The 7044-nt window shown below is 74.5% G+C and carries 6 protein-coding genes; 5 read left to right on the top strand and 1 reads right to left on the bottom strand.

All coding sequences use genetic code 11. The features are described 5' to 3' along the window. The 5 genes from E1291_RS37230 to add all read left to right on the top strand — a co-directional run. Positions 1 to 969, top strand: a 969-nt coding sequence (locus tag E1291_RS37230; protein WP_131742750.1) for an alpha/beta fold hydrolase, incomplete at its 5' end; no start/stop codon positions are given. An 83-nt stretch (positions 970 to 1052) separates the two neighbouring features. Continuing rightward, complete coding sequence (locus E1291_RS37235; RefSeq protein ID WP_131742751.1) at positions 1053 to 2543, top strand: DNA repair protein RadA; 1491 nt, start codon at positions 1053 to 1055, stop codon at positions 2541 to 2543. Between the two features lie 136 nt (positions 2544 to 2679). Then, complete coding sequence (disA, locus tag E1291_RS37240; protein WP_131742752.1) at positions 2680 to 3762, top strand: DNA integrity scanning diadenylate cyclase DisA; 1083 nt, start codon at positions 2680 to 2682, stop codon at positions 3760 to 3762. Positions 3763 to 3870: 108 nt separating this feature from the next. Beyond that, positions 3871 to 4803, top strand: coding sequence for an iron-sulfur binding domain-containing protein (locus tag E1291_RS37245; RefSeq protein ID WP_131742753.1), 933 nt, complete (start codon positions 3871 to 3873; stop codon positions 4801 to 4803). Positions 4804 to 4883: 80 nt separating this feature from the next. Continuing rightward, complete coding sequence (add, locus tag E1291_RS37250; protein ID WP_131742754.1) at positions 4884 to 5858, top strand: adenosine deaminase; 975 nt, start codon at positions 4884 to 4886, stop codon at positions 5856 to 5858. 22 nt (positions 5859 to 5880) lie between these two features. Here the strand turns inward: add and E1291_RS37255 are convergent, their stop codons facing one another. Continuing rightward, complete coding sequence (locus E1291_RS37255) at positions 5881 to 6705, bottom strand: N-acetylmuramoyl-L-alanine amidase (RefSeq protein WP_131742755.1); 825 nt, start codon at positions 6703 to 6705, stop codon at positions 5881 to 5883. Positions 6706 to 7044 lie beyond the last annotated feature (339 nt).

Raw genomic sequence — 7044 nt, forward strand, 5'->3', positions numbered from 1 at the left:
CGCCTCCGCCGGCGCCCCGACCCGTACGCGGGCGAGCGGTTCGGCGCGCTGCGCGGCCGCGCCGTCCCGGTGCGCGCCGCGGACGGCACCGTCCTGCACGCCGAGGTCGACGGGCACGGCCGCGCCGACCTCGCCGTCGTCTTCTCGCACGGCTGGACGCTCACCCTGGACTCCTGGCACTTCCAGCGCGCGGCCCTGCGCGGCCGCGCCCGGCTGGTCTTCTGGGACCAGCGCGGGCACGGCCGCTCCGCCGCCGGCCCCCGCGACGGCTACACGCTCTCCCGCCTGGCGGGCGACCTCGGTGCCGTCATCGAGGCGACCGTCCCCGCCGGAACGCCCGTCGTGCTCGTCGGGCACTCCATGGGCGGCATGACCACCCTGCGGTTCGCCGACGAGAACCCCGGCCTGATGGGCACCAAGGTCGTCGCCACCGGTCTGGTGTGCACGTCCTCCGGAGGGCTCGGCGAGGTCACCCTCGGCATGCCCGCCTTGCTGGCGCGCGCGACCCGGCGCGTTCTGCCGCGTGCGCTCCGCGCGGCGGGCGCCGGCTCCGGCGCCGCCGAGCGGGTCCGCCACCTCGGCCGGGACGGCGCGATGCTGCTCGAAGACCTGATCGCCTTCGGCCCGGACGCCGGCCCCGCCGCGGTCGCGTTCGCCGAGCGGATGATGGCCGAGACCCGGATGGAGGCGCTGATCGGCCTCTTCCACTCGATGATCACCACCGAGGTGATCAGTGAGTGCGCGTCCCTCGGCGACGCCGCCACGCTGGTCATCGGCGCGGAGAACGACCGGCTCACCCCGGTGGGGCACAGCGTCCGGATCGCCTCCCGCGCGCCGTCCGCGCGGCTGGAGGTGATCCCCGCCTGCGGGCACATGGCGATGATGGAGCGGCCCGGCGTCGTCACCGCCCACCTCGGCGACCTGATCGAGAGCGCCCGCGCGGCCCTCCCGCCCCGGCTGCCCGCCTGACCACCCGATCCGGTACCGATCGGGCGCCTCCGATCCGGTGCGGCGGCACCGCACTGTCGGTGCCGGGCCCTACGCTTCGGCGCATGGCGAAGGCGAAGACGGCGAAGGCGGCCTACCGCTGCTCCGACTGCGGCTGGCAGACCTCCAAGTGGGTGGGGCGCTGCGGCGAATGCCAGACCTGGGGCACGGTCACCGAGGCGACGCCCGCCACCCCGGCCCGGGTCGTCAGCGCCGGTGCGGTCAGCGCGCCCGCCCGGCCGATCGGGCAGGTCGACGTGCGCTCGGCCAAGACCAGGCCCACCGGGCTGGACGAGCTCGACCGCGTCCTCGGCGGCGGCATCGTGCCCGGTGCCGTCCTGCTGCTCGCGGGCGAGCCCGGCATCGGCAAGTCCACGCTCCTGCTGGAGGTCGCCGCGCTCGCCTCCACCCGTTCCCCGGCCGCGGGTGACGGCGGAGGCGACGGCGACGGCGACGGCGCGCGGGTGCCCCGGCAGGCCGGTCCCGGCGCGGCCGGAACCCCCGTCCTGTACATCACCGGCGAGGAGTCGGCCGAGCAGGTCCGGCTGCGCGCCGACCGGGTCGGCGCCATCACCGACCACCTCTACCTCGCCGCCGAGACCGAGCTGTCGGCCGTTCTCGGCCACATCGAGGCCGTCGAGCCCGCGCTGCTCGTCGTCGACTCCATCCAGACGATCGGCACGTCCGAGGCCGACGGCGCGCCCGGCGGCGTCACCCAGATCCGCGAGGTCGCCGCCAACCTCATCCGCGTCGCCAAGGAGCGCGGCATCACCGTCGTGCTCGTCGGCCACGTCACCAAGGAGGGCGCGATCGCCGGGCCGCGCCTGCTGGAGCACCTCGTCGACGTCGTCCTGTACTTCGAGGGCGACCGGCACTCCCGGCTGCGCATGATCCGCGCCGTCAAGAACCGGTACGGGCCCACCGACGAACTCGGCTGCTTCGACCTGTCCGAGGTCGGCATCGTCGGCCTGCCCGACCCGAGCGGGCTGTTCCTCACCCGCCGCGAGGAGGCCGTCCCCGGCACCTGCGTCACCGTCACGCTGGAGGGCCGCCGCCCCCTCGTCGCCGAGGTGCAGTCGCTCGTCGCCAAGTCCCACCTGCCCGCGCCGCGGCGCGCCACGTCCGGCCTCGACACCTCCCGCGTCTCGATGGTCCTGGCCGTCCTCGCGCAACGCTGCAAGATCTCCATGCACGAGCAGGACGTGTACGTCTCCACCGTCGGCGGCGTCCGGCTCAGCGAGACCTCCGTCGACCTCGCGCTCGCGCTCGCCGTCGCCGGCTCCACCGTCGAGCAGGCGCTGTCCACCAGCCTCATCGCGCTCGGCGAGGTCGGCCTCGCCGGGGAGGTCCGGGTCGTGCCCGGCGTGCAGCGGCGGCTGGCCGAGGCCGCCCGGCTCGGCTTCAAGCACGCCGTCGTCCCGCGCGGCTCCCTCGAACTGGCCGACGGATCGCCGCTGAAGCGCGCCGACCCGCAGCTGTCCAGCTACGAGGGCATGAAGGTCATGGAGGTCGACAGCCTCCAGCAGGCGCTGAAGGTCGCCTTCACCGCGCCGTAGGGCGCGCCTTTACGGCGCCGAAACGCGGGTAGCGCCAGAGTATTACGCCACGCGTCCCGCGCTTGCGACCAGGGGAGGAACCGACCGGCGGCCCTCCTCGGTAAACTGACGCCGTCCAGCGACCTCCGGGGGCCAGGTGCCATCACACGACAAGGGTCACGACGAACGACGCCGCGCCACGCTCGCCGCGGTTGCCCCGGGCACCCAGATCCGGGACGGCCTCGAACGGATCCTGAGGGGCCACACCGGCGGACTGATCGTGCTCGGCTACGACAAACAGGTCGAGGACCTGTGCACGGGGGGCTTCGAGCTCGACGTCGAATTCTCCGCGACCCGGCTGCGCGAGCTGGCCAAGATGGACGGCGCCATCGTCCTGGACGGCGGCCACGGCCGCATCGTCCGCGCCGCCGTCCACCTCGTGCCGGACTCCACCATCCCCACCGAGGAGTCGGGCACCCGCCACCGCACCGCGGAACGCGTCGCCCGCCAGACCGGATACCCCGTCATCTCGGTCAGCCAGTCGATGCACATCATCGCGCTGTACCTCGACGGCATCCGCTACGTCCTGGAGGACTCCGCGGCCATCCTCTCCAAGGCCAACCAGGCCCTGGCCACGCTGGAGCGCTATAAGCTCCGGCTCGACGAGGTGTCCGGCACGCTGTCCGCGCTGGAGATCGAGGACCTGGTCACCGTCCGGGACGTCAGCGCCGTCGTCCAGCGGCTGGAGATGGTGCGCCGCATCGCCGACGAGATCGAGGGCTACGTCGTCGAGCTCGGCACCGACGGCCGGCTGCTGTCGCTCCAGCTCGACGAGCTGGTCTCCGGGGTCGACGAGGACCGCGAGCTCATCGTCCGCGACTACCCGTCCGCCGACGCCCGCGCCCGCGGCGTGGAGGCCGTCCTCGCCGCCCTGGACGTGCTGTCGGCCAACGAGCTGCTCGACCTGTCCACCGTCGCCGAGGTCATGGGCTTCGCCGGGCCGGACGCCCTGGACCTGCCCGTCAGCCCCAAGGGGTTCCGGCTGCTGGCCAAGGTCCCGCGGCTGCCGGGCACGGTCGTCGAACGGCTCGTCGAGCACTTCGGCGGCCTGCAGAAGCTCCTGGCCGCCAGCATCGACGACCTCCAGGCCGTCGGCGGCGTCGGCGAGTCCCGTGCCCGCAGCGTCCGCGAGGGCCTGTCCCGCCTGGCGGAGTCGTCGATCCTGGAGCGCTACGTCTGACGGCCGCGCCGATACCGGCCCGAGGGGTGCTCCACCGGGCCGGTATCGGACCGGCGTCCGGAACCGGTCGTGGCCGCAGCCCGCCACATGCCACAATGACGGACCGCCATGAACTCCACGTATGCGACTTCCAACGGTGCGACTTCCACCGGCTCCTCCAGGCGCGTCCACGCCGCCGTCTACACCGAACCGATCATCGCCTGGTACGAGGCGAACGCCCGGGACCTGCCCTGGCGGGCCCCCGGCGCCACCCCCTGGGGCATCCTCGTCAGCGAGATCATGCTTCAGCAGACGCCCGTCGTCCGCGTCCTGCCCGTCTGGCTGACCTGGATGGAACGCTGGCCCACGCCCGCCGCGCTGGCCGCCGAGCCGTCCGGCGAGGCCGTCCGCGCCTGGGGCCGCCTCGGCTACCCGCGCCGCGCGCTGCGCCTGCACGCGACCGCCCGCGCGATCACCGACCGGCACGGCGGCGAGGTCCCCGCCGCGCACGCCGACCTGCTGGACCTGCCCGGCATCGGCGCCTACACCGCCGCCGCCGTCGCCAGCTTCGCGTTCGGGCAGCGGCACGCCGTCCTGGACACCAACGTCCGCCGCGTGCTGGCCCGCCTGATGTCGGGCACCGAGTACCCGCCGAAGAGCCAGACCAAGGCGGAACTGACCCTCGCCGAGTCGCTCCTGCCGCTCGACCCGCCCACCGCCGCGCGCTGGGCCGTCGCCGCCATGGAGCTCGGTGCCCTCGTCTGCACCGCCCGGTCGCCCCGCTGCGTCGACTGCCCCGTCCTGGACCGGTGCGCCTGGCAGCGCGACGGCCGCCCCGCCCACGACGGGCCGCCGCGCCGCGGCCAGACCTACGCGGGCACCGACCGGCAGTGCCGCGGCCGCCTCCTCGCCGTCCTGCGCGAGGCCGACGGCCCGGTCGGCAAGCCCGCGCTGGACGCCGTCTGGTCCGACGCCGTCCAGCGCGAGCGCGCCCTGGACGCGCTGATCGCCGACGGCCTGGTCGACCCCCGCGACGACGGCCGCTACGCCCTGCCCGGCTGACCCGCCCTCCCCCGGCCGGCCCGCTCAGGCGCCGCGGAAATCGGTGGTGGACCGTTCCGGCGAGGCCGTACCGTACCGCCGTGCGCGATCTGCTGAAGCTGCCCAAGGCCCACCTGCACGTCCACCTGGAGAGCACGATCCGCCGGGACACCCTCCGCGACTTCGGCGCCGCGAACGGCGTCACCGTGCCGGACGACGTCGCCGCGTTCGGGGGCTTCGCCGCGTTCTTCGCGCGGAACGACCTCGTCCGGGCGTGCCTGCGGCGCCCCGGCGACTTCCGGCGCATGGCCTACGAGTTCTGCCAGGACGAGGCGGAGCAGGGCACCCGGTACGCGGAGGCGTCGTTCACGGCCGCCGCGCACGGCGAGCGGCTCGGCGACCTCGACATGCCGCTGACCGCCGTCCGGGAGGGCCTCGCCGCGGGCCGCGAGGCGTTCGGGATCGAGGTGCGGCTGCTGCTCGACCACTCGCGGCGGCGCCCCGTGGAACGCGCCCGGCGGACCGTCGAGCTGGCCGGCCGGCACGAGGACGTCGTCGCGGTCGGGCTCGCGGGCGACGAGTCGTTCCCGGGGGACCCGTTCGCCGAGGTGTTCGCGGCGGCCCGCGACGCCGGGCTCCACGTCGTCCACCACGCCGGGGAGGGCGAGGGCCCGGCGAGCATCCGGCAGGCCATCGGCCCCGGCGGCACCGAGCGGCTCGGGCACGGCATCCGGGTCCTGGACGACCCGGACCTCGTCGCCGAGGTGCGCGAGCGGCGCATCCCCCTGGAGGTGTGCCCCTCCTCCAACGTCGCGCTGGGCTTCGCGCCGTCGCTGGCCGCGCATCCGCTGCCGAGGCTCCGCGACGCGGGCCTCCTGGTCACGCTGAACACCGACATCCCGGCGCTGATCGGCACGCCGCTGGCGCGGGAGTACGCGCGCGTCCGCGACGCGTTCGGCTACGACGACGCCGTCCTCGCGGGCCTGGCCCGCGCCGGCGTGGACGCGTCCTTCGCCCCCGGCGCCACCAAGGAGCGCCTCCACCGGGAGATCACCGCCTGGCTGGCGTCCCCCTGAGGCGCTCCCCGGTCCGGCGGGGCTACCGGGCGAGGTAGCGGGCCAGGCCCGTGGCGAGCGCCTTGGCGGCGCCCTGCCGCCACGACGCGCTCTTCAACCGCCCGGCGTCGGTGCCGTTGCGCATGTTGCCGCACTCGATGAAGACCTTCGGCACCTTCGACATGTTGAGCCCACCGAGATCGGTGCGGACGTCGATGCCGTTCTTGGCGACGTAGTTCGCGTACGGCTCGCCGGTGCCCCTGCGGAACGCGTCGCGGACGTCGTATCCGAGGCGTTTGGACGGCGCCACGATCGGCCCGGTGTAACCCTTCAGGTAACCCGGCAGGATCACGTGGAAGCCCCGCTTGGACGCGGGCGCTCCGTCGGCGTGGATCGAGATCGCGGCGTCGGCGTGGGCCCGGTTGCCGATCGCCGCGCGCTCGTCGATGCACGGCCCGACGCCCCGGTCGTTCGGGCGGGTCAGCCGCACCGTCGCGCCCTTCGCCCGCAGCAGCGCCGCGAGCCGTGTCGCCACGTCGAAGGTGTAGGCGTGCTCGGCGTACCCGGAGGCGGTCGACGTCCCGGTGGTATCGCACGCCTTCTTGAACGGGCCGGCCTTCACCTTGCGGTTGATCACCTTGGGGTAGCGGTAGTTCAGCCCGTTGTGACCGGGATCGATCACGATCACCTTGCCGGACAGCGGCCCGGCCGCCGCCCGTCCCGTGTCCGCCACCGGACGGGCCGTGCCGTCCCGGCCGGACGAGGTCCCCGCCAGGACCGTTCCCGTCAGCACCGTCCCGGCCAGGACCGTTCCGGCCAGAGCCACCGTCACGACCGTCCCCGAGCGCGCTCCGCGCCACGTCACCATGAAACGGCACGCTACAGCGGCGGACGACGCACCGGCGAACGTTCACGCCACATCCGGCCACAGGACGCTCTCCGCGCCGCACGCGCCCGCGGACCCGGTCCCGCGAAACATGGAAGGGCCCGTGCCGGTAAGCCCGGCACGGGCCCTTCCATGTCGCCTGAGCGGCCCTCACGGGCGGCTTCGCCGAGGTCTCGCGGTGGACCTCAGTCCTTGTTGAAGTTGACCGCGCCCTCGATGGGGGGCGGGCTGTCGGGGACGGTGGACGGCTTGGGCACGCCCTTGAAGGTGAACTTGGCGTCCTCGCCCGAGCCCTCGGTGCCCACGATCACGATCTGACCG

It is taken from the genome of Actinomadura roseirufa, assembly GCF_900659635.1.
GTDB lineage: Bacteria > Actinomycetota > Actinomycetes > Streptosporangiales > Streptosporangiaceae > Spirillospora > Spirillospora roseirufa.